This is a genomic window from Flavobacterium tagetis, assembly GCF_016735615.1.
In the GTDB taxonomy this organism is placed as follows: Bacteria; Bacteroidota; Bacteroidia; order Flavobacteriales; family Flavobacteriaceae; genus Flavobacterium; species Flavobacterium tagetis.
This window is the reverse complement of sequence record NZ_JAERSF010000001.1, coordinates 116,715-138,060: the sequence shown is the minus strand read 5'-3', so window position 1 is coordinate 138,060 and position 21,346 is coordinate 116,715. Positions and strand designations below refer to the sequence as shown.

Annotated in this window: 14 protein-coding genes; 8 read left to right on the top strand and 6 right to left on the bottom strand. The window is 32.5% G+C overall.

Features of this window, described 5'->3' with window-relative positions:
* The 4 genes from JI750_RS00565 to JI750_RS00550 are packed head-to-tail and all read right to left on the bottom strand — an operon-like array spanning position 1 to position 2,445.
* Entirely contained in the window at positions 1 to 438 is a 438-nt protein-coding gene (locus JI750_RS00565) for a TPM domain-containing protein (protein WP_201998244.1), read from the bottom strand.
* A gap of 30 nt (positions 439 to 468) precedes the next feature.
* On the bottom strand, positions 469 to 1,053 hold the full coding sequence (locus JI750_RS00560; protein ID WP_201998242.1) for a LemA family protein: 585 nt from the start codon (positions 1,051 to 1,053) through the stop codon (positions 469 to 471).
* A gap of 34 nt (positions 1,054 to 1,087) precedes the next feature.
* Complete coding sequence (locus tag JI750_RS00555; RefSeq protein ID WP_111364203.1) at positions 1,088 to 1,420, bottom strand: MerR family transcriptional regulator; 333 nt, start codon at positions 1,418 to 1,420, stop codon at positions 1,088 to 1,090.
* A gap of 47 nt (positions 1,421 to 1,467) precedes the next feature.
* The gene (locus JI750_RS00550) at positions 1,468 to 2,445 is read right to left on the bottom strand and encodes a M23 family metallopeptidase (protein ID WP_201998240.1); all 978 of its coding nucleotides are present in this window, start codon (positions 2,443 to 2,445) and stop codon (positions 1,468 to 1,470) included.
* Between the two features lie 276 nt (positions 2,446 to 2,721).
* Here JI750_RS00550 and alaS point away from each other — a divergent pair, with 276 nt between their 5' ends.
* Positions 2,722 to 5,361 (top strand): alanine--tRNA ligase, encoded by a 2,640-nt coding sequence (alaS, locus tag JI750_RS00545; protein WP_201998238.1) that lies wholly within the window; start codon positions 2,722 to 2,724, stop codon positions 5,359 to 5,361.
* 294 nt (positions 5,362 to 5,655) lie between these two features.
* Here the strand turns inward: alaS and JI750_RS00540 are convergent, their stop codons facing one another.
* Entirely contained in the window at positions 5,656 to 7,401 is a 1,746-nt protein-coding gene (locus tag JI750_RS00540) for an ABC transporter ATP-binding protein (protein WP_201998236.1), read from the bottom strand.
* Positions 7,402 to 7,704: 303 nt separating this feature from the next.
* Here JI750_RS00540 and JI750_RS00535 point away from each other — a divergent pair, with 303 nt between their 5' ends.
* Complete coding sequence (locus JI750_RS00535; RefSeq protein WP_201998234.1) at positions 7,705 to 8,442, top strand: hypothetical protein; 738 nt, start codon at positions 7,705 to 7,707, stop codon at positions 8,440 to 8,442.
* 90 nt (positions 8,443 to 8,532) lie between these two features.
* Positions 8,533 to 9,327 (top strand): hypothetical protein, encoded by a 795-nt coding sequence (locus tag JI750_RS00530; RefSeq protein WP_201998233.1) that lies wholly within the window; start codon positions 8,533 to 8,535, stop codon positions 9,325 to 9,327.
* A gap of 62 nt (positions 9,328 to 9,389) precedes the next feature.
* Here JI750_RS00530 and JI750_RS00525 read toward each other — a convergent pair whose 3' ends face one another.
* Complete coding sequence (locus tag JI750_RS00525; RefSeq protein WP_201998230.1) at positions 9,390 to 10,538, bottom strand: M12 family metallopeptidase; 1,149 nt, start codon at positions 10,536 to 10,538, stop codon at positions 9,390 to 9,392.
* 158 nt (positions 10,539 to 10,696) lie between these two features.
* Between JI750_RS00525 and JI750_RS00520 the strand changes: the two genes are divergently transcribed.
* The 5 genes from JI750_RS00520 to tamL all read left to right on the top strand — a co-directional run bounded on the left by JI750_RS00520 (position 10,697) and on the right by tamL (position 21,181).
* Entirely contained in the window at positions 10,697 to 11,509 is an 813-nt protein-coding gene (locus tag JI750_RS00520; protein WP_201998228.1) for a hypothetical protein, read from the top strand.
* 172 nt (positions 11,510 to 11,681) lie between these two features.
* Positions 11,682 to 12,548, top strand: a complete 867-nt coding sequence (locus JI750_RS00515; protein WP_201998226.1) for a hypothetical protein — start codon at positions 11,682 to 11,684, stop codon at positions 12,546 to 12,548.
* 100 nt (positions 12,549 to 12,648) lie between these two features.
* Complete coding sequence (locus tag JI750_RS00510) at positions 12,649 to 13,605, top strand: GSCFA domain-containing protein (protein ID WP_201998224.1); 957 nt, start codon at positions 12,649 to 12,651, stop codon at positions 13,603 to 13,605.
* Positions 13,606 to 13,779: 174 nt separating this feature from the next.
* The gene (locus tag JI750_RS00505) at positions 13,780 to 18,879 is read left to right on the top strand and encodes a translocation/assembly module TamB domain-containing protein (RefSeq protein ID WP_201998222.1); all 5,100 of its coding nucleotides are present in this window, start codon (positions 13,780 to 13,782) and stop codon (positions 18,877 to 18,879) included.
* A complete protein-coding gene (tamL, locus tag JI750_RS00500; protein WP_201998220.1) occupies positions 18,863 to 21,181 on the top strand; it encodes a translocation and assembly module lipoprotein TamL in 2,319 nt (772 codons plus the stop codon). The genes JI750_RS00505 and tamL overlap by 17 nt, the downstream gene beginning before the upstream one ends.
* Positions 21,182 to 21,346: the final 165 nt, after the last annotated feature.

Genomic DNA, 21,346 nt, shown 5'->3' with positions numbered 1-21,346 from the left:
TTATCCTTTTGAGATTTCGTTAGATAGTTCGTTTACATCATCTTCCTGAGAAGGAAAATATTTTTTAAGCTGTTCGCCGGCATTCAAAATACCGTCAACAATTCCTTGTTTAAAATTGCCAGCTTTAAAGTGATTCACCATAATGTCTTTGGTGCAATCCCAAAAATCATTAGAAACTAAATCATTAATTCCTTTATCTCCACAAATCACAAAATTTTTGTCTTCAACGGCAAAATAGAGCAATACACCATTTTTCAGTTTAGTTTCATCCATTCGCAATTCATGAAAAACTTCTAAAGCCCTATCAAAATGGACTTTAGAAGTTGTTTTTTCTATATGTACTCTAATTTCGCCAGAAGTATTATTTTCGGCCATACGAATAGCTTCAACAATTTCTTGTTCTTCTTCTTTGGTTAAAAAATCTTCTACTTTTGACATGAAAATGATTTTAGAGTTAGTTAGGTATTCTTAAAATTTTACTTCAACAGGTTTGTCTGCTCCAGTAGAAGCTTCAAAGTATGGTTTCTCTTTGTATTCGCTCAAGAACCAGTTGTTTGGAATCTTTAAAACATATCCGTTGTAAACTTGTACCGCTTCGTTAAAACGTGTTCTAGCTGTTAAAATCTGGTTTTCAGTACTTGCTAATTCATCTTGTAATTTCAAGAAATTCTCATTAGCTTTTAAAGTTGGATATTGCTCAACAGAAACCAATAATCTTGATAAAGATGAAGTTACTCCACTTTGAGCTTGGTTAAATGCTGCTAATTGTTCTGGAGTTACATTGCTTGGATCAATTGTTACTGAAGTAGCTTTTGCACGAGCTTCTATTACAGCAGTTAAAGTTCCTTTTTCAAAGTCAGCAGCACCTTTTACAGTGTTTACTAAATTCCCAATAAGATCATTACGTCTTTGGTAAGCCGTTTGAACATTTCCCCATTCTTTATTTACAGCTTGACTGTGTTGTAAAGCAGTATTTTTAATACCAATCGACCAAAATGCGATAATAGCAATAAGTGCTACAATAATTCCTACAGGGATTAACCACTTTTTCATGTTTGTTTTGATTTAAGTTTATTTCTATTTTTAATTACAATTCGTTTTTTATGTCGTTCAGTTGCGTTTTTATCGACTCTAATTTACGTATTATTTCGAATTTATCTAACGTTTTCTTCTGGCCTTCTTTTAAGTGTGTTTTGGCACCTTCAAGCGTAAATCCTCTTTCTTTAACTAAGTGATAAATCAATTGAAGATTGGTAATATCGTCTGGAGTGAACATTCTATTTCCCTTTGCATTTTTTTTAGGTTTTAGAATGTCAAATTCGCTGTCCCAAAATCGTATCAAAGAAGCATTGACATTAAAAGCTTTGGCAACTTCGCCAATACTGTAATATCTTTTGTCTTTAGAAAGTTCAATATGCATGATTCGTTTTTTTCTATTTTACTTCAAAAATAGTATTTTTTGTACTATTAATCTAATGATTGATTTTCTTGGTTTGCCATTTGTGAAATCGCAACATATTCTACAGCTGAAATATTTCCATAATAAAAATTCAGCGGATTGACTACTTTACCGTCTTTATGCACTTCGTAATGACAATGCGGACCTTCAGATCTTCCTGTGCTTCCAACATAACCAATAACATCGCCACGTTTTACACGCTGCCCCGGACGACAATTGTATTTGCTCAAATGCGCGTACAAACTCTCATATCCAAAACCGTGCCTGATCACAACATGATTTCCGTATCCTGAAGCTGTGTTGTCAGCTCTTTCCACAACACCATCTCCTGTTGCGTATATTGGAGCGCCTGTATTGGCGGTGAAATCCATTCCGTTATGCATTTTTCTCACTTTCGTGAAAGGGTCAATGCGATATCCAAAACCTGACGCGACACGTTTTAAATTTTCATTTCGAACTGGCTGAATGGCAGGAATAGCCAATAATAAATTTTCTTTAGCTCCAGCTAATTTTAAAATCTCATCTAAAGATTTAGACTGAATTGCCAATTGCTTCGATAATTTATCAACTCTTTTTGTTGCATTCAAAACCAATTGAGAATTGTTATATCCTTCTAGTGTTTTGTATCTGTCGGAACTTCTGAAACCAGCTTTTCGAATCGAATCTGGAATTTCAGCTTTATTGAAGTAAACACGATAAATATTATTATCACGTTCTTCTAAAGCATCTGCAGCTTCATCAATTTCATCCAGTTTTTTATTCAAAATGGCATATTGTAGTTTCAAATTTTCAATTTCACGTGCCTGTAAACGATCTTTTGGAGTTTCGAAATAAGGTGTGTTAATTAAAAGAACAAAAACTAAGAAACCAAACAGAGCCGATGCCAGTAAAAACAAGAATGCGTAACCTATTTTTATTCTTTTTCTGGTTTTTATTTTTGTATAAGCCAGATTTTCTGGGTCGTAATAATATTTTACTTTCGCCATATTTTAAAATACGCTATTTTTGCACCTTGTAAAATGAGTTAGTCGAATAAAACTGCTAATTGTTTCAGTTATTCGACACTTTTTTACGAGGATTAATGATTAGATATTGGGGCTATTTTATCATTAGATAATGCGCAAAATAGGCAATTTATTGTTTAAATTATAAGTTTTTTAATTACATTATCAAAAACTTAACGCATCATCAAATGAATTAATTAGCTAATTATCTAGTTATCAAATTGACACAATAAATTGACACATTTTTCTAATTTAAATATGAAATCACAAGACGTACGTAAACAATTTTTAGATTTTTTTGAGAGTAAAGGGCATACTATTGTTCCTTCAGCTCCTATTGTTCTTAAAGATGATCCAACCCTAATGTTCAATAACTCGGGAATGGCCCAGTTTAAAGAATTTTTCTTAGGAAACGGAACTCCAAAAAGTCCAAGAATAGCCGATACGCAAAAATGTCTTCGTGTTTCAGGAAAACATAACGATCTTGAAGAAGTGGGGATTGATACTTACCACCACACTATGTTTGAAATGTTAGGGAACTGGTCTTTTGGTGATTACTTCAAAAAAGAAGCGATCAACTGGGCTTGGGAATTATTGACAGAAGTGTACAAAATCCCAAAAGAAAATCTTTATGTTTCTGTTTTTGAAGGAAGTAAAGAAGATAACGTTCCTTTTGACCAAGAAGCTTGGGATATCTGGAAAACTTTAATCGACGAAGACAGAATTATTCTTGGAAACAAAAAAGATAATTTCTGGGAAATGGGAGATCAGGGACCATGCGGACCATGTTCTGAAATTCACGTTGATTTACGTTCTGAAGAAGAGAAAGCTTTGGTTTCAGGAAAAAGTTTGGTAAATAATGATCACCCACAGGTAGTTGAAATCTGGAATAACGTATTCATGGAATTCAATCGTAAAGCGGATGGATCTTTAGAAAAACTTCCAGCACAGCACGTAGATACCGGAATGGGATTTGAGCGTTTGTGTATGGCTTTACAAGGAAAAACATCAAACTATGATACAGATGTTTTCATGCCTTTAATTAGAGAAATTGAAACCATTACCGGAGCAAAATATACCACTAATGATGTAACAGGCATTAGTGAGGAACAGAATAAAATGAATATTGCTATTCGTGTAATTGCAGATCACGTTCGTGCGGTAGCTTTTGCTATTGCTGACGGTCAGTTGCCTTCTAACACGGGTGCAGGATATGTAATTCGTAGAATTTTACGTCGTGCAATTCGTTACGGATTTACCTTCTTAGGAACAAAAGAGCCGTTTATTTTTAAATTGGTTGAAACTTTAAGCGAGCAAATGGGAGATTCTTTCCCAGAAATCAGAACGCAGAAAGCACTTTGTTCGAATGTAATTCGTGAAGAGGAGAATTCATTCTTGAAAACATTAGATCAAGGATTAGTTCTTTTAGATGCTGTAATTTCAAATAACAATACAAATACTGTTGATGGTAAAAAAGCATTTGAATTGTATGATACTTACGGATTCCCAATCGATTTAACAGCTTTGATTCTTTCTGAAAGAGGATTGAAATTAGACGAAGAAGGATTCCAAGAACAATTACAATTGCAAAAAGAAAGATCTCGTGCAGCGTCTAAAGTAACTGCTGGTGACTGGAATGTACTTGTTGAAGATGATATTCAGGAATTTGTTGGATATGACAGATTATCACAGCAAGTAAAAATCACTAAATATCGTAGAGTTGAAAGTGCAAAAGACGGAGAGATTTTCCAATTAGTTTTCAATGCAACTCCTTTTTATGGAGAAAGCGGAGGACAAACGGGAGATAAAGGATATTTAGAAGCTCAAAACGGAGATATCGTTTATATTATCGATACGAAAAAAGAAAATAACCAAACGATACATTTAGCAAAATCGTTACCAGAAAACCTTACGGGAACTTTTAACGCGGTTGTTGATGCAAACCAAAGAGCTAAAACTTCGTCAAATCACTCGGCTACGCACTTGTTGCACCAAGCTTTACGTAAGATTTTAGGAACTCATATTGAGCAAAAAGGTTCGATGGTAAGAAATGCATCTTTACGTTTCGACTTTTCTCATTTCTCTAAAGTAACTGATGAAGAATTAGTAGAAGTAGAAAACTTCGTAAATGCAAGGATTCGTGAGAGTTTACCATTAATCGAAAAAAGAGCAATTCCGAAAGAGCAGGCACTTGAAGATGGCGCAATTGCTTTATTTGGAGAGAAATACGGAGATTTAGTTCGTACCATTAAATTTGGAGATTCTGTTGAATTATGTGGAGGAACTCACGTTGCAAATACATCTGACATCTGGCATTTTAAAATTGTTTCAGAAGGAGCAGTTGCAGCTGGAATCAGAAGGATTGAGGCAATTACTAGTGAAGCAGCAAAAGAATATTTTGAGTCTCAAGCTGTTTCTTTAGCTGAAATTAAAGAAGCGCTTAAAAATGCTCAAGATCCTGTAAAATCAATTTTAGCATTGCAAGATGAAAATGCTCAGTTGAAAAAACAATTGGAAGCTTTATTAAAAGATAAAGCTAAAAACATGAAAGCTGATTTGGCAAAAGAATTGCAAGAAATCAATGGCGTTCGATTCTTGGCTAAGCAAGTAGATTTAAACCCAGAGGGAGCAAAAGATTTAGCTTACGAGTTAGGTAATGCTTACAACGATTTATTTATTGTTTTAGCTACAGCACATGAAGGAAAACCAATGTTAACATGCTATGTTTCTAAAGAAATCGTAGCAAGTAAAAACTTAAACGCTGGTCAAGTGGTTCGCGAATTAGGTAAATACATCCAAGGTGGTGGTGGTGGTCAGCCTTTCTTTGCAACTGCAGGAGGTAAAAATGTTGACGGAATTGGAGAGGCTTTGGCTAAAGCGGTAGATTTTGTTAAATAAAGATTCTAAGGTTCTGAGGTACTAAAGAACTAAGTTTTATAATTTACAACAAACCCGACAGGTTTTTAAAACCTGTCGGGTTTTGTGTTTATAGGGTTTTCTCATTTTATGTCATTTCGACGAAGGAGAAATCTTCGTGAGAAGCTCGACAAAGATTGAATTTTCGTTGCGGAGTTACTTGTGGAGATTTGCTTCGCCTGTTCGCTATCGCTCGGGTCTCCTTCGTCGAAATGACAAATAGTAGGCAAAAACTTAGAACCTTAGTATCTTAGCACCTCAGAACCTTAAAAAAAACTATTTTCTTTCGCCAATCTGTTGGCGCCACATAGCGTAATACAATCCTTTTTCTACAATCAAATCCTCATGTTTGCCTTGTTCGATGATTTTACCTTGTTCCAGAACAAAAATTCTATCAGCATGCATTACAGTTGATAAACGGTGAGCGATTAAAACCGTAATTCTATTTTTATCTGAAATATTACGAATAGTATCATTAATTTCTTCTTCAGTGATAGAGTCTAAAGCAGAAGTCGCTTCATCAAAAATCAATAAATTCGGATTTCTAAGAATAGCTCTTGCAATAGATAAACGCTGTTTTTCACCGCCCGAAACTTTGATTCCGCCTTCGCCAATTGTGGTGTTTAAACCATCTTCTGCACGTCTTAAAAGTTTATCACAACTTGCACGTTGTAAAGCATCATATAGTTCTTCGTCACTTGCATTTGGCTTAACAAATAATAAATTTTCGCGGATTGTTCCCGAGAATAATTGTGCGTCTTGCGTTACAAAACCAAGCTGTTTTCTTAAATCTAGTAAATCAATTTCGGTAGAATCAATATCATTGTATAAAACCTGACCCTCTTCTGGAGTATACAAACCGACTAATAATTTTACTAAAGTTGTTTTTCCAGATCCAGACGGACCGACAAAAGCAACGGTCTGGCCTTGTTTGATTTCGAAATTGATGTTTTCAACCGCTTTGAATTTGGCTGTTTTGTGCTGGAAGCTGACATTTTGGAAAAGCAATTTCTGAATTGCACCAATATGTTTTGGTGTTTTCGGGCGAAATTCTTTTGGAGCATTCAATAAGTTTTTGAAATTTTCCATCGAAACTTTCGTCTCATTAAGAGCAATAATAAAGTTTCCTAATTCCTGTAAAGGACCAAAAATAAAGAAAGTAAAAAATACCATTGTCAATAAATCTCCAACGATAATTTTTCCTCCAAATAAAAAGTAATACAAGGCAAAAACAACACAAGTTCTTAAGAAATGAACAGTTGTTCCTTGAATAAAACTTAAACTCCTAATAAAACGGATTTTTTGTAATTCTAATTGAAGAATTTTAAAAGTATTCAGATTTAAACGTTTTTCTTCCTGATAAGTCAAGCCAAGACTCTTTACCAATTCGATATTTCTTAAACTTTCGGTGGTAGAACCTGCCAATGCATTGGTTTGATTGACAATTTTTCGAGAAACGATTTTGATCTTTTTTCCTAAATATAAACTCACCAAAGCAATAATTGGCGCCGTAATTAAGAAGATAATCGAAATCCTGAAATCGATTCTGGCAACATATACGATTACGAAAATGAAGCCGATAATAGTCTGGAAGATTAAAGAAATAGAAAGTGTAATCAGTTTTTCTGAATCAATTCTAACTTTTGTCAGTTTGCTTAAAGTTTCGCCGCTTCGTTGATCTTCAAATTCTGCATAAGGAAGGTCAAGAGACTTTTTGATTCCATCAGTATACATTTGCGCGCCGGTTCTCTGAATTACGACGTTGGTAAAGTAATCCTGGAAGTTTTTTGTAATTCTGGAAATCATAGCGGCACCAAGCGAAAGCCCAAGCCAGAAGGCTAAAGATTTTATAAATCCTATTTCGTTTCCTTTGTATTTTGCCAGACCGACACCACAGTCTTGCATTAATTTTCCTGTAATTACAGAGTCTGACAAACTGAAACAAATGTTGATGGTAGCCATTATCAACGCAAAAAACAAGAGCATTTTGTGTCTGATAATGTAGGTATATAGTAATTTCATATAAGATTTAAAAAAAATGGAAGATGCAAAAATAAGGAATTGTTTTAGTTTGTGAAGTTCATTTTTGTTATTAAAAATGTAATTTTTTTGATAAATTAAAATATAGGAAAAAAGCTAGGTGTTTACACGTGTTTTTTACTTTTCGATTTTTTAAAATAAGGTAATTATTGTGGTTATATTGTTTGCCAACAATATATTGAAAAATGTTTGAAGTGTATTATTTGTTTCGAATGAGGAAACCCGTAAGGTTTTGATTTTGGGTTGCGTTAAGTTTGCATCAACAACGAATTTAACCAAATCAAAATGAAAAAAATTTTATGTCTTTTTGGAGCTTTAACGTTAGTGTTAGCTTCTTGTTCAAGTGATGATTCTTCTTCAGATTCTTCGAATGTGTTACTTAAAAAAACAGTTGTTACAAATTCTGATGGAGAAAAATATACTACAAACTATAAATATGATGGTAATAAAATTGTCAGTTCTATAGACGATACAGGTGACGCAAACTTGTATTATACTTATACAGGAGATTTAATCACTAAAATAGAATTTAAATATCCTGACGGGACGATAGATCAGATAAATACTTTTTCTTATAATGCCGAAGGTAAATTGACGACTTTTGTTAGAGTAGAACCAAATATGGATTGGGGATATAAAGAAGTTTATATATACAATGCTGATGGTACAATTTCGGTAAAATCATATTCTGGAGATAGTGAAACTCAAACAAGCGGAGGCGTTACATCAACAATTAAATTTGTAAATGGCGAAGTAAGCGAAATCCTTGCAATTACTGCAAATCAGCCAGACCATAAATATACATATGACAGTAAAAACAATCCTACTAAAAATATTACAGGAATGGATAAAATTGCATTTGTTGATGGAGAAGGAAATGGAGTTAAATTCAATATTTTAACAGATACAGCAGATGGTGATTTATGGGGAAATAGCACTTTTACCTATAATGATCAAGGATACCCAACTAAAGAAGTTAATACAGGATCTGATAGCTTCGGTACTATTGAATATTTTTATTAATATTTGAACAAGTTTATTAATATTATAAAAAGCCAGTTGCAAATGCTTCTGGCTTTCTTACTTTTGAAAAGTATAACTAATCTCTCAATTATGAAAAAACAATTATGGCTATTTGGTGTTCTAGCTTTGCTATTAACAGCATGTTCTAGTGATGAGAAATCTCCTTCACAAGAAACCGATTCTACATTGCCAAAGACAATTTCTTATGTTTATCCTTCTATTTATCTAGGTACAAATAGTAAAGGAACCCTAACTTATAATGGCAATAAAATTCTTAGTATCGTTCGTGACGATTCAAAAACAGTATTTACATACAATGGAGATGTAATAATTAAGCAAGAAGAATTTGATATAGAAAATGGAAAAGAAATCAAAAGTGAAGAAGTTTCGTATAGTTATGAAAATGGAAAACTAAAAACGAGAGTTTTTAGAGAAAGGATAAGTGCCGAATATCCTGACGGTTATTTTATTGAGAAGATGGTTTATACTCATAATTCCAATGGAACCGTTTCTTACATTAATTATACGGTTGATAATGTAAAGAAAACTGAAAGTAAAGATGGAGAAGGAACTTTAACTTATAAAGATGGAAACCTAATAAAAGAGGAACAAAAGTCTGGCTCTTCAACCACAACATTAGTTTTTGAATACGATTCCAAAAAAAATCCCCTCAAAAACATATTAGGTTTCAATTTATTACTAAACGAAATTGATGGGTTTGGGACTAACAATATTGTAAAAACTACAAGAGCAACAACTGAATTTCCGAATCCATCGGTGTATTTAACAACTTATATTTATAATGATGTTTCTTATCCAACTAGACATACTTCATTTGATGGAGGAGGAAAAAATATTGAATATGAAATAGAATATACATATTAAAACTAAGTGATATTTAAATTTAGAGAAAGTCAAATACAGAAGTATTTGGCTTTTTTACTTAATTAGATTTTTCCATTTTTAGAAGACCATTTTACAGTTCCATTATAAATTAATTGAAGATCTCCATCATCTTGTAAATGTAATGTTGCGCCAGGAAACTCAGATGTATTGCTACTCCAAATGGTTTCTATCGTTGCTGCAGTATATTTAGCTCCTTTTAATATAATATTTCCATTTGATTCAAAATCACAAATTGCTCTACGAGGATATCGAATATTTCCAACTTCCCAAATTATCTTTTTTTCAACTACATCCATTATTCGTAAAAAACCAGGAGTAAATTCTAAAGAATATCTTTTATTGTTCGATTGAATGCGATCTTTCCAACGTAGATCATTAAAGCTTTGTCCAGATTCCATAACAGATACAAAAGGAAAAGGATACCACATATTTATGGATTTTTTATCTATCTCTGATAAAACAGTCTGTGCATCTACTCCAATTCCATTTTTTGTAATTGAGGCAGGTATATAATAATGCATTATTGAAAGCGGATCGTATTCACTATAATTAGAGACATTTACTTTGTTTATTATAAATAAATCAGTTTCCTCTTTGGTAAATTGCAAACTATAATACTTATAAGCTTTTGGTAAATCCCATTGGATGTTTGCTGTTGGGTTAGTAGTTTCATGATGCAGTCCTAATGCATGTCCAAATTCGTGTAATATTGTTCTTCTAGTTGTAGTTTCACTTGTTGCTGTAAGAGGACCTAAACGCATAGTTTGTCTATCCTGATTCATATATAATACCTTGGCGCCTAATTCTGACCAAGCCCCATAATAATTATTTTCTCCAGTTAATAAAAAACCAATTTTAATATCAGCATATTCATCCTTATTTACATATTCAAATTTTAGATTAGCATATCTAGTCCATTCATTGGCGATGCTTTTTACCTTTTCCTGCCAAGCAATTTCACCATCCAAAAATTTAATTTTAACGGTTTGACCTGCCTGCCAACGCCAATTTACTATGGCTGCATTAGGCTTTGAAGTCAAATTATTCGAATTTTCTATTAGATCAAATGTACAGATTAATGGAGTTCTATCTTTGGATGAAATCGATTTTGGATTAGTGCCTCTTTCATCCGAATGGCAAGATGATAGTGCTAACATTAAGAATATTAACAGAATTTTTAATTCTCTCATAATTGTACAGTTTAAATTAAATGCAATTTTATTAAAAAAAACAGACGAAATAACCTACTTTTTTAGGTTTGTCTTATTTTAATGTAATTAAAACTTTTAGTGGAAACTTGTTTTTATAGAAATGTTTTTTTTTGCTTTAAATCTTTAAATAAAATATAATGCAAAAGAAGTTAGTGTGTTGCTTGTCAGTTATTTTTTTAGTCTTTAATTCTTGTTCCAACGAAGAATACTATCATTCTGAAAATGCAATTTTACCTAAAACCTTAAAGACAATATATCCCACTTCTCCTTCTGAAAATTATGATACCAATTTTATATATGACGGAAATAAAATCGTGAGTATAACAAATAAAAATGGTAAAAGAGATTATAAATATGATGGTAGTCATATCGTGAAGGAAAGAGTTTATAGTTTCTATAAAGGAGAAGAAACAAAAAGTTATGAAACTTTATATACTTATGAAAATGATAAGCTGAAAACTGTTGCTAAATTTGTAAATGGTACAGTAATAAGATATATTTATAATTATAACAATGATGGTTCAATAACTAAAGAAACGTATGATTTAGAGATTGATACATGGGAAGAAACAAAAAGAACTGGAAAAGATGTAATTACTATAATTGATGGAAATATAATGAAGTCCGAATATAATTGGGAAGATGGTTATGATGTTATTAGTGTTGTTAATTATGAGTACGATACAAATAAAAATGCCTTTAAAAATATTAAGGGCTTAAATTTATTACTCGATCAGTATAGTTTTGATTATGAAATAAATATGTCTTCAAATAATAATATGAGTCGTTATTATGTAAAGAATATTCAAGGGCCATCATCAAATATAATTTTTGAACCACATGCTTTTAGAATGGAATATAAATACAATAAAAAAGGATACCCAATAAAGAAAACAACATATGATTATTATACAGAAAGGATAATTGAAATTGTTGAATATATGTATTAATTCTTTTAAAAAAAACTGTAAAAGGCGAAGTACTTTTGTATTTGGTTTGATCATGTTTGAAGGCATGATGTCTTAGAATATGCCTTAAAGTGTCGTAAGTTAGACTTTTACGGGTAACAAATAGGATAGTAAAACCCTCTTTTTGTGTTTTAACTATTTAATTGAAAAAACAATGAAAAAGAGATTTTGTTATTTGTTATTTGTTATTACGGGAGTTATATCTTCATGTTCAAATGATATTGAAACTTCACCCAAGCCATTGCCAACACAAAGCGATTTGCCTAAAGCAATAAGTTACAAGATGGGAACTTATGAATATAACAATGGTGATATGGTTAATATTGGATTTTATGACCAGGTAAATACATTTAATTTAAATGGCAATAAAATTTTAAGTATTTCCTGCCCTTATGGAGCTGATGTAATGAAAACCGTATTTACTTATACAGGGAATTTGATTACGAAAGCAGAAGGCTTTACTTTTAATAATTTATCAGGGCGAACATTGTACACATATGAAAATGGTAAATTAAAGACATTAACATATCTGTCGATACATAATGGATTAGCAGATCCTGTTTTTAAGTTAGTATATGCACATAATACAGATGGAACCATTAGTTATAAAACATTTCGAGGAGGTTCTCAAGAAGCGGAAGACGGAATAGTAGTTTTAAGTTTTAAAAATGGAAACCTTGTAAAAAAATATACAGAATATACTGTTGCTCCATTTTATAATTACACTTATGAATATAAATATGATAATAAAAATAATCCGTTAAAAAATATTTTGGGACTTAGTTTGATCGCTTTAGAAGGAACTTTGCTTTTTGGACATGATATGGCTCACGGAGATTTTGGTATTACTGATTTTGGAAGCAATAATGTTGTAGAAAAAATTACAACAATTGCATCTGCACCTAATGATATATCTGTTTACAAGGAATATTTAAACTATGTTTATAATGTAAACGGGTTTCCTTTAAATAAAACATCTACTGATGATGCTCAAGATGATGTAACATTTACTTATCAATAGAGTATAGTTTTAATATTTTAAATTTACAAACCAAATACTTTTTGTATTTGGTTTTTTTATTGATTAAAATTGGTGAAATTCGTGTTTAAATTTAGAAATCATGCAATTCAGAACCCAAATCCCAATTTCAAAAAGTAATAATTCAATCAATTACGATTCGAAAATACTTTCTATTGGATCTTGTTTTGCAGAAAATATGGCAGAGAAATTCGATTATTTTAAATTTCAGAACGAAACTAATCCGTTTGGAATAATTTTTAATCCCATTTCAATTGAGAAATTATTTAGCAGAATTTCTAAACAAGAATTGTTTGAAGAAAAAGATGTTTTTTTTCATAACGAACGCTGGCACAGTTACGAAGTGCATTCCGATTTAAGCAATTTCGATCGACAAGAATTGTTGGAATCATTAAATAAAGCAATTACAGAAACCCATAAGCAAATTAAAGAAGCGACCCATATTATCATCACTTTTGGTACTTCTTGGATTTACAGAAATCTTGAAAAAGACCAAATTGTAGCCAATTGCCATAAAGTGCCTCAAAAACAATTTTCGAAAGAATTATTGTCAGCAGAAGCAATTCAAAAAAGTATTCAAAATACAATTGAAGCCATTCAAGTTTTAAATTCCAATATAAACTTCATTTTCACCATTTCTCCAGTACGTCATATTAAGGATGGATTTGTAGAAAACCAATTAAGCAAATCGCATTTATTTACAGCTTTGCATCAAGTTTTAAAAACTGAACACTCAAAACTGAACACTGCATACTTTCCCTCATACGAAATCATGATGGACGAACTTCGTGATTATCGTTTCTACAACGAAGATATGTTACATCCAAATCAGATTGCGATAGATTATATCTGGAAGCTTTTCAGTGAAAATTATGTTTCAGAAGAAAGTGCCCCTATGATGAAAGAAATAGACGAAATCCAAAAAAGCCTTCGTCATCGAAGCTTTAATCCAGAATCAGAACAGCACCAAAAGTTTCTGGCAAAACTACAGCAAAAAATAGAAGCTTTAGGTGAAAAACTACCTCATATAAAATTCTAAACAAAACTTTAGAGTCTTAGTGTCTTTGTGGCATAAAAAATTATTTAGCCATAAAATTTTAGAATAATTCCTCATAATTATGTAAATTGTTAAGGTTTAAATTTTACATTTTTGTAAGATGTCTAATCCTGCTTTTTTCAGAAGCAATTTTAATCTTAACGATTTTATTGACGTATGAATAAGAAATCCATTCACTATTTAAAGAAAACACTTCGTATACTGCTTTGGTGTGTGGGTTCTCTGATTACATTATTATTACTTCTCATTATTTTAATTCAGGTTCCATCAGTTCAAAATTTTGTTAAGGATAAAGCTATAACGTATCTTCAAGGGAAGATAAAAACCAAAGTATCTCTAGATAAAATTCTAATCAAATTTCCTAAAGATGTAGTGCTGGAAGGTTTTTATTTTGAAGATCAAAAAAAAGATACTTTACTGGCAGGTAAACGATTAGAGGTTGATGTTGATCTTTTTAAACTCGTTAATAGTGAACTCGAAATCAATTCGGTTTCGCTTGAAAATGTAAAAGCGAATATATCAAGAAATAAAGACGGCGTTTTCAATTTTGATTACATCATAAAGGCTTTCGAATCCAAAGAACCGAAAGTAGAAGATCCAAATGCAAAAACTTTTAAAATCTCGGTTGTCAAAGTAAATCTCGATCAGGTTAAATTCAATTTTAAAGACGATTTCGCCAAAAATGATATTCGAGTAAATCTGACCCATTTTGATACCAAATTCAAGAAATTTGATCTCGATCAAATGGATTTTAATATTCCGACGATTAATTTAAACGGATTAAAAGTAGTTTTAGATCAGGATGTAGTGGAGAAAATTGCAGAGGTTTCGGTTAAAACCGTCGATACAATTTCAAAACGTCCAGATTTTAAATTAGCGTTAGATAAAATTGCTTTGTCTAAGATTGATATTTTATACGATAATAAAGATTCAAAACTAAATTCGGGCATTCGTTTAGGAAACCTAAATTTAGCTGTAAATGAAATCGATCTGAACAAACAGCTTTTAGATTTCGATACTTTCGAAGTTAAAGATTTAAGCGGAAACCTACGATTAGGGGTTCAAGACAAACAAATTAAAACCCCAGATTTAGATACAACTGCCATAAAACAAGCGGGCTGGAAAACAAAATTAAACAAAGTTAATATCGAAAATGTTGCTTTCAAATTTGATGATATGCAGTCAAAACCTGTTGCAAAAGGTTTAGATTACAGTCATTTGGATTTGAGTAAATTTAATTTTGAAGCAGAGAAATTGTATTACGGAAACGATACGATTTCGGGAAATATAAATAAGCTTACTGTTAATGAAAAAAGCGGTTTGCAGATTCAATCCTTAAAAACCAATTTCTTTTACGGACCGAAAAATGCGTCTTTAGAAAATTTGTATTTAAAAACGCCTCAAACGCTTGTTCAGGATAAAATCAAAGCCGAATACAAATCATTAGCATCGCTTCAAAAGGATTTAGGAAATCTGTCTATTGATGCCAACTTGAAAGAATCCAAAATCGGTTTCAAAGACATTTTATTGTTTGTGCCAACGCTTCAAAACATCAATCCGTTTAAGAGCAATCCAAATGCGATTTTGTATGTGGACAGCCGTGTTAGCGGAAAAGTAAAAGATTTGAATATTTCCAAATTCGAAATGAGCGGTATCGGAATGACAAAAGTTTCCCTTTCGGGGAAAATCGCTGGATTGCCAGATGCAGAAAAAGCCTATTACGATCTGAATATTAAAAAAATGTCGAGCACCGCAAAAGACATTAATATGTTTGTGCCGCCAGGAACAATTCCAAAAAACATTCAGCTTCCGTCGCAGTTGAGTTTACAAGGAAAATTTAAAGGTTCGGTTCAGAATTTCAAAACCAATCTGGCTTTAAAAAGCAGTTTCGGAAATGCAAAAGTTGATGCTTTATTTGATCAGCGTGTTAAGAAAAGAGAAAAATACGATGCGACAGTTTCCTTAAATGAGTTCGATTTAGGCAGATTAATCAAAAACGATTCAATCGGGAAAATTACGCTTAACGCGAAAGTAAAAGGAAACGGATTAGATCCAAAAACGGCAAAGGCTGTGGTTGACGGAATTGTAAAAAAAGCAGTCTTTAATCGATATACTTATAAAGATTTAACCTTAAAAGGAAATATAGAAAATGGATCGTTCGCAGTAAAATCAGGAATGGAAGATCCAAATCTGAATTTTAACTTAACAGCAAGCGGAGATACAAAAGATAAATATCCGACCGTAAAACTGAAATTAAATCTCGATATAGCCGATTTAGAAAAACTAAATCTTCATGCCGCCCCAATGAAACTGCGCGGAAATGTAGATGCCGATATTGCCAACAGTAATCCGGATTTTCTGAACGGAAAAGTGTTTTTGTCCAACATTCAGATTTTGCAAGACAAAGAGCCAATTGTTTTAGATTCCATTCGAGTGTTTGCTTTTGCAGATAAAGACAGTAATTCAATTAAAATTTCGTCTCAATTTCTAAAAGCAGAAGTTACGGGAAAATACAAATTGACGACTTTGGCCAATTCAATTCAAAAATCATTGTCTAAATATGTTAACCTTCAAAATCCAAAAGTAAACGCCGAATCAGATGAACAAAGATTAGCTTTTACTTTGAAAGTAGATAATGATCCTGTGCTTTTGAAATTATTACCAAAACTGACTGCTTTAGAGCCTTTTACAATAAACGGAAAATATAACAGTCAGGTCGATTCATTAGAAGTAAAAGGAACAATTCCGCGTATTGTGTATGGCGGAAACACTATTTCGGACGGAAAAATAAATATCGAAACCAAAGAAAATGCCTTAGAATATTTGGTTTCTGTGGCGACTATAGAAAGCGGATCTCTTAAAATTCCGTTTACGAGCTTATCAGGAAAAGTAGAAAATAATGAACTGACGTATGCGTTAGAAGTAAAAGATGCCAAAGAAAAAAAGCAATATTTTATTGCCGGAAACCTAAAACATGAAGACTCTAAAAACATTTTTAAAATTGATGCCGACAGTTTTGTTTTAAATTATGATAAATGGACAGTCGATCCCGAAAACGCAATTGAATTTGGAGATAAGAGACTTTATATCAATAAGTTTTATTTGAATAAGGAAGGAGACCAATTGAAGATTCAGTCTCAGGGAACACAAAATAATGCGCCGTTGCAAGTTGATTTTGTGAATTTTAAAATGGGAACCATTATGAATATGGTTTCTAAAGATGAATCGATGATTCAAGGTTTGATAAACGGAAATGCTTTAGTCGAAAATATAATGACCAAACCGACTTTTACCTCTGATTTAAAAATAGATGATTTTACTTTTAAAGGTTCGAAAGTTGGCGATTTAGAAATAAAAGTTGATAATAAAACCGAAGATACTCTTTCAGCTAATGTCGTTTTGAGCGATGAAGGAAATGATGTAAAACTTACCGGAGAATATAAAATTGCGGAAGGCAGTTTTGATTTAGATATGGCAATCAATAAGCTGTACATCAAAAGTATTCAAGGTTTCAGCATGGGAAATATTTCCGAAGGAACAGGATTCTTATCAGGGAATTTTAAAGTTACAGGAAATACTTCGGCTCCAAAAGTGAATGGGGAATTGAACTTTAATGATGCCGGTTTCAGAGTGACACAGCTTAATTCTTATTTTAAAACCGGACAAGAAAAAATCACTTTCAATGAGGGAATAATTTCATTTGATAAATTTTCTCTTTTAGATGAAAATGATAATGAACTGTTCGTGAATGGAACTATTCAATCGGCTGATTTTATAAAGTATAATTTTAATCTGCTGGTTGAAGCTGACGATTTTAGAGCAATTCATTCTAAAGCTGCCGACAATGATTTGTTCTACGGAGATTTATTTTTGGATACTAAATTAAATATCAAAGGAAGTTTAGAAAGTCCGGTTGTTGACGGAACTTTAAAAATAAATAAAGAAACTAAGTTTACGGTGGTTATGCCACAGTCAGATCCTTCAATTGCGGATCGTGAAGGAATTGTGGAGTTTGTCGATGAAGATAATATGTATCTTAAACAAACAGTTGATCTTCAGAATAAATTAGATCAATCGGAATTAAAAGGAATGGATGTTAACGTTGCCATTACAATTGATAAGGAAGCAGAATTGACTTTACTGATTGATAAATCAAACGGAGATTATTTGAACTTAAAAGGAGAAGCTGAATTGGTTGGAGGAATCGATAAATCCGGGAAAACAACTCTGACAGGAAAATATGAGTTTTCGGATGGTGCTTATCAAATGAATTTTAACGGAATTAAAAGAAAATTTGATATTCAAAAAGGAAGTTTTATAACCTGGAATGGCGAACCTACGATGGCAAATGTCAATATTACGGCTATTTACAAGGTTGATGCCGCACCAATTGATTTACTTGGAAAACAATTACAAAGTGAGACTCAGGCGGTACAAAACACTTACAAACAAAAACTTCCGTTTCAGACTTTATTGAAAATGAACGGCGAATTAATGAAGCCTGAAATTTCTTTTGGAATTGTATTGCCGGATGGAAATTATAATGTTTCTACAGATGTAGTTAAAATGACGCAAACCAAGTTGAAACAATTAGAGCAAGATCCCGCAGAATTAAACAAACAGGTTTTTGCCCTTTTGTTATTAAATCGTTTTGTGGGTGAAAATCCGTTTGCGAGTCAAAGTGGAGGAATCAGTGCTGAAACAATGGCAAGACAAAGTGTGAGTAAGATTCTTTCGCAACAATTGAATAATCTGGCTGGAGAATTAATTACAGGTTTTGAAGTCAATTTCGATTTAGAATCGTCTGAAGATTATACTTCTGGAACGATGCAAAACAGAACCGATCTGAATGTAGAAGTTTCTAAAAAACTGTTGGATGACAGATTGAAAGTAACTGTTGGAAGCAGTTTTGGAGTGGAAGGAGCGGAGCGCGCCAATGAAGAAAGTACCAATATTGCTGGCGACGTTGCTCTGGATTATCAATTGACTAAAGACGGCCGTTATATGGTTCGTGCTTACAGAAAAAATCAATATCAAGTGGCAGTTGAAGGACAGGTGATAGAAACGGGTGTTGCTTTTATTATTACGATGAGTTACAATAAATTCAGGGAACTTTTCCATCGCACAGAAAAAGAAAAAGAATTGATAAGGGAAGAAAAGCTTCGAAAAGAAAAAGAAAAACAGAAAAAGAAGGAAGATAAAGAGAAGGAGGAATTGCAGGAAAATCAAATTGAAGGAAATGAACAAAAAACGTAATCATATAAATAACCATTTTGCAAAGTGTTTTGTGCTGATATCCCTGTTTTTTGTTTTTGGATGCAGTAATACAAAATATCTTCCGGAAGGCGATTTGTTGTATACAGGCGGTTCGGTAAAAGTGAAAGATTCTATTATGAAAAAGAAAGATAGAAAAGCACTCGAAACGGAGTTGGAAGGACTTTTGCGCCCAAAACCGAATAAAATTTTTTTAGGATTACGCCCGAAATTATGGTTTTATAATATTGCCGGAGAACCTAAAAAACAAAAAGGATTTAGATATTGGCTTCGAACTAAAGTCGGAGAAGAACCAGTTCTTTTCAGCAAAGTAGATTTAGATTATAATGCTTCAGTTTTGCGAAACTTTACAGAAAACAGAGGTTATTTTAAAACTCGCGTTAGCGCCGATTCTACCGTAAACAATAAAAGAGCTACAGCAGAATATACTGTTGTTCCCAAAAAACAATATGTTATTAAAAGCGTGACTTTTCCTGATGATTCTTTAAAAATGTCAAAAATAATTGCCAGATCAAGCCGACGCAGTTTATTGAAAGTCGGAAAACCTTATGATTTAGATGTTATAAAAGCAGAGCGAGAACGTATCGATGCCAGATTGAAAGAAAAAGGATATTACTATTTCAGTCCTGATTATCTTCTGGCAAAAGTAGACAGCAGCAAAGGCGATCATGAAGTAAAAATCAGATTGGTTATTAAAGACGAAACTCCTGCAAAAGCTTTAAGAGCTTATACCATAAATAACATTTTTGTGTATCCGAATTATTCTCTGGCCAACGATAGTATGGTTTATAGAAAAAAGAATATCACACAGTACAAAGATTTTACGATTATTGATACTGCAGAAACTTTTAAACCAAGAGTTTATGACAGAACAATCTATTTTAAAAAAGGCGATTTATACAATAGAACTGATCATAATTTGACTTTAAACCGTTTTGTAAATCTAGGAACTTTCAGTTTTGTTAAAAACGAATTTAAGCCTTCAGATAGTATTGACAATGCTTTGGACTCTTATTATTACTTAACGCTTCTGCCTAAAAAGTTTATTCGTGTTGAAGTTATTGGAAAAACCAATTCAGCAAGCTATACTGGTACAGAATTGAATTTGAATTGGAATAATAGAAACTTTTTGGGTGGTGCAGAATTGTTTACTGCCTCGATTTTTGGCGGAGCCGATTTTCAGTTAGGTGGCGTTAATAAAGGTAAAAATATTTATAAACTTGGAGGAGAAGTTAGTTTAACTTGGCCGAGATTTATAACGCCTTTTCATATTGAAGGAAATAGCGAATATGTGCCAAGAACCAAAGCAACAATTCGTTATGAATACCAAAAACGTACACAATTATATGCGTTGAATTCTTTCAATACCTCTTTTGGTTATTTATGGAAAGAAAATATGCGAAAAGAACATCAGTTAAATGTGATTGATGTGACTTATGTAAGTCCAAATCATGTAACGCCAGAATATTTAGAAGATATAAATGATGATCCAGCATTAGGAAAAGTAATAGAGAAGCAGTTGATTTTTGGCCCAACATACAATTATACGTATACCAACACGATGCAGAAGCGCAAAAAACATACAATCTATTTTAATGGAGAATTAGATTTGGCTGGAAATTTAACAGGGGCGGTTACTGGAGCCAACATTAAGAAAAATGATACCATAAAAATCTTTGATGTTCCGTTTAGCCAATATGTAAAAATAAGATCCGATTTCAGGCATTATTTAAAACTCGGAAAAGAAAGCGAATTAGCCAGTAGATTGATTGTCGGTGCTGGGTTTGCCTACGGAAATTCGAGAACACTTCCAGCATCTAAACAGTTTGTAGTAGGAGGAACAAATAGTATTCGAGCGTTTAGAGCACGAACTTTAGGACCGGGTAGTTATGTTATTCCGCCAACAACAAATAATAATTATACTCCTGATCAATCAGCTGATTTGAAATTAGAATTTAATACTGAATACCGAGCAAAATTATTTAGTATTGTGAAAGGAGCGGTGTTTTTGGATGCAGGAAATATTTGGCTTTTGCATGCCGATCCGGACAAACCTGGAGCAGAAATTTCAAAAGATTTTATGAAAGAAATTGCTGTTGGCGCTGGAGTAGGTTTACGTTTTGATGTGTCGTTTTTTGTTTTAAGAACAGATTTGGCTATTCCGCTTAGAAATCCAGCATTGCCAGATGGTCAGCGCTGGATTATTGATGACATTAATTTTGGAAGCAGTACTTGGAGAAAAGACAATCTGATTTTGAATATCGCTATCGGATATCCTTTCTAAAGTTTTTTCTGCCACGAATTTCACGAATTTTCACTAATTTCTTTGTCTATAGATTTTTCCTAATTTCACAAATCAAATTTTGTGAAATTCAATTGTAAGTATCCGTATTGATTGGAGAAAATTTGTGAATTCGTGGCAGAAAAAGAAACAATTTCGTGGCGAAAA